At 59.3% G+C, this 3700-nt stretch carries 2 protein-coding genes; both read left to right on the top strand.

Annotation, left to right across the window (positions count from 1 at the left end; translation table 11 throughout):
* Window positions 1-346: T9SS type A sorting domain-containing protein (locus RUDLU_RS0126610; protein ID WP_027303404.1), on the top strand; the 346-nt coding region annotated here is incomplete at its 5' end.
* 76 nt (window positions 347-422) lie between these two features.
* Window positions 423-3700: beta strand repeat-containing protein (locus RUDLU_RS30730; protein WP_211220251.1), on the top strand; the 3278-nt coding region annotated here is incomplete at its 3' end.

Raw genomic sequence — 3700 nt, 5'->3', positions numbered from 1 at the left:
GCGGCAGAACGGGGTAGAGGGCACCCCGGTTGTGTTCGACTTTGGCGCTTTCTGTAGCCGACCGGCGCGGGTGGCCACGGAGACGGCACCCGAACTGGAGGTGGTGGTGCTGGGCAACCCCGTGCCGGGCGAGCGGGTGGACGCCCACGTCCGAGGTGCCCAGGGAAAGGTGCTACTTGCTCAGCTGGTGGACCTCACGGGTCAAGTGATCGATACCCAGCGCTTCGAGCTGGCACAGGTACAACAGTCTATTTCTCTGCACCTTGGGATTGGTAGGGGCGTGTACGTACTGCGGGTCCAAACACCCACCCGTAGCCAAAGTGTCCGTGTCGTAAAGCTGCCCTAATGGGGAAGGCCCCGGAGCTAGCAAAACCCTGTCATTCATCTTTTTTTTGAAACTAACTCATTTTGTATAAAAGACAATGAAAAAGTACCACCACTATGCCGGAGGCAATGGGCCACACCGACTGCTCCCGCTTCTTTTGATTGTCTGTTTGTTCACGGGCTTAGCGCTGTTTCCCGCCCAGCTCACCGCCCAAACCCTCCAGTGGGCAAAAAGCTTAGGAGGGAGTAGTCTTGAGGTAGGCCGATCGGTGGCGGTAGATGCCGCGGGCAATGTCTATACAACGGGATACTTTACAGAAACGGCCGACTTTGACCCTAGCCTTGGCATTTCCACTCTCATCTCAGCAGGAGCTTTAGATATTTTCATTACAAAATTTACTACATCCGGCGATCTGGTCTGGGCCAGAAGCATAGGCGGTATCAACAATGATGTTGGCTTTTCTGTGGCAGTGGATGCCGCGGGCAATGTCTATACAACAGGATCCTTTCAGGGTATAGTGGACGTTGACCCCGGTTCTGGCACCATCAACTTCACCTCAGCGGGAAGTTCAGATATTTTCGTAATAAAGTTTAACGCGTCAGGCGAATTGGTCTGGGCTAAAAGCATAGGTGATAGTAATGCTGATATTGGACGATCAATAACGGTGGATGCCGCGGGCAATGTCTATACGACAGGATCCTTTCAGGGAATGGTTGACGTTGACCCCGGCCCTGGCACCATCAACCTCACCTCAGCGGGAAGTTCAGATATTTTCGTAATAAAGTTTAACGCATCAGGTGAATTGGTCTGGGCCAGAAATGTAGGAGGTAGTAGTTTTGATGGTGGCAATGCGGTGGCGGTGGATGCCGTGGGCAATGTGTATCTGACTGGATACTTTATAGGAACAGTGGACTTCGACCCCGGCACCAGCACCTCCAACCTCACTTCAATGGGAAGAGAGGATATTTTCATTACCAAATTAAACGCAGCGGGCAGTCTGGTTTGGGCCAGAAGCATAGGGGGAAGTAGTGTAGAAGAAGGCCAATCTGTCGCATTGGATCCTGGGGGCAATATTTTTCTAACGGGATTCTTTCGAGGAACGGTGGACGCTGACCCTGGCCCTGACAACACCCTCCTCACTTCAGCGGGTAGTCAAGATATTTTCGTGTCCAAATTAGACGCGTCAGGTAATCTACATTGGGCCAGAAACATGGGAGGGAGTAGTGGTGATGTTGGCTATTCAGTGGCATTGGATGACGCGGGAAATATCTATCTAACGGGATCTTTTGCAGAAACGGTCGACTTCGACCCCGGCCCCGGCACTACCCCCCTCAGCTCAGCGGGAATTGAAGATTTTTTTGTTGTCAAGCTCTTGGACGACATCTTACTCACGGACGTTGCCGTTACACCCGCTACGGTCTGTGCAGATAATCCGCTAACCTTTACTGCTAATGTGGGTAATGTGACAGGCACATATGCCTTCACCTTAACCAACGGCATTGAGCCTATCACAGGTAGCACAATAAGTCCCGCTTTTAATCAGAGTCTGACCGCCACGGGGTCGGGTACGCAAAGTTATACGCTTACTGTCGCCCAAAACGGCCGAATCAACTCGTCGGTTATCAGCCTGACGGTCAATGTCCCGCCCACAGCAAGCATTGCCGCTCCGTCGACAACCCTTACCTGCACCAACCCCACGGCTACCCTGACAGCCTCGGGTGAAGGCACCTACCGCTGGGACGATGGCTCCACCAGTGCCACCCGGACCGTCAACTCGGCGGGCACCTATTCGCTCACGGTTACCACCACCAACGGCTGCGCGGCCACTGCTTCGGTCGGCGTGAGCGAAGACAAAACCTCACCAGTGGTGAGCCTGGCCGCATCCGGCTCGGTGACCTGCGCCAACCCAACCGTTACCCTCACGGCNTCACCCGCCGGNCAGGGCACCTACCNNTTNNCNGGNCCNGGATTGANCCANNCNGGNNCNNGNAANACNGCNNCCNTCTCNGCCGGGGGGCTCTACTCGGTCACNNTCACCGGANCCAACGGNTGCACGGCAACTGCCACCACCACCGTCGAAAGTGCCACCAATGCCGTCAATGCCACCCTCGTCGCGTCCGGCTCCATCTCCTGTAGCAATCCGACTGTACTCCTCACCGCAGCTCCAGCCGGAGCAAGCTATGCTTTCACTGGACCGGGCTTGAGTCAGACCGGGGCCACCAACACCGCTACTGTCTCAACGGCCGGCACGTACTCGGTAGTCGTCACCGGCGTGGGCGGTTGCTCGGCTCTGGCTACCGTCTCCGTCACCGGCAGCACGACCGCGCCACCCCTGACCATTAACGCGGCTCCCGCGCCCGCCGTCGCCCAGGGACAGAGCGTCACCCTAACCGCCACCGGGGGGGCCAACTACCAGTGGAACACCGGGGCCTCCTCCTCCGCCATCCAGCCCCCCACGTCGGCCACCGGTTCCACCGTTTATTCGGTTACCGGTACGGCACCCAACGGCTGCTCGGCTACCGCCCAGTTTACCCTTACCGTCCTCAACCCGCCCGTCTTCTGCGGGGCCGACCCCAGCACTCTCGGCACACCACTCACCCTGCTCGAGCCCGCCTACAACTGCAGCACCGGGCAGATCCAGTTCCGTGTCAGCGGGGGCAATGGTACGCCCATTACCTACGCGGCCATCGGCATCACCGCCCCCACCACCTCCTGCTCGGCCACCGTCGACACCCAGCTCGCTCAGGACATCCGTAACCAGAGCCCCAACGTGGAGCCCTTCACCATCCTGGCCACCCAGAATGGCATCACCGTCTCCCTCCGTTGGGACGCCCGAGCCACCTGTGCCGGGGGTGGGGGCAACACCCCGCCCACCCTCGCCAATGCCGTCGGGCCTCAGTCGGCCACCCTCGGGGTGGGCTACAGCCTCAACGTGGGCTCGGTCTTCACCGACGCCCAGACGCCGGCGAGTCTGGTGCTTTCGGCCACTGGTCTGCCCGCCGGGCTGGCCCTCACCGGCAACACCCTCACCGGCACACCCTCTCTGTCGGGGGTGAGCACCATCACCCTCACTGCCACCGACCCCGGTGGGCTCACCAACAGCACCAGTTTCCAACTCACCGTTAGCCCCGTGGCGAGTCAAACCACCACCCCGCCCCCCGCAGGCAGCGCCTTAGCCGCTACCCTGGTGAGCTACAACTGCCCTGCCGGGGCCATCACCTTCGGCTTTACCGGGGGCAACGGGGCTCCCGTTGAGTACCTGGCCATCGGGGTGACGGGCTGGACCACCAATCCCAGCCATGTGGTCGAAGCGGGCCTGCGGCTGGATCCCAAGCCCATCACCATCCGCGTGCGCCAGAACGGGGTGGAGGGCAC

The sequence above is a fragment of the Rudanella lutea DSM 19387 genome, from assembly GCF_000383955.1.
Taxonomy (GTDB): domain Bacteria; phylum Bacteroidota; class Bacteroidia; order Cytophagales; family Spirosomataceae; genus Rudanella; species Rudanella lutea.
Note: the sequence above shows the minus strand (reverse complement) of the source record. Positions and strands in the feature narration are given on the sequence as shown.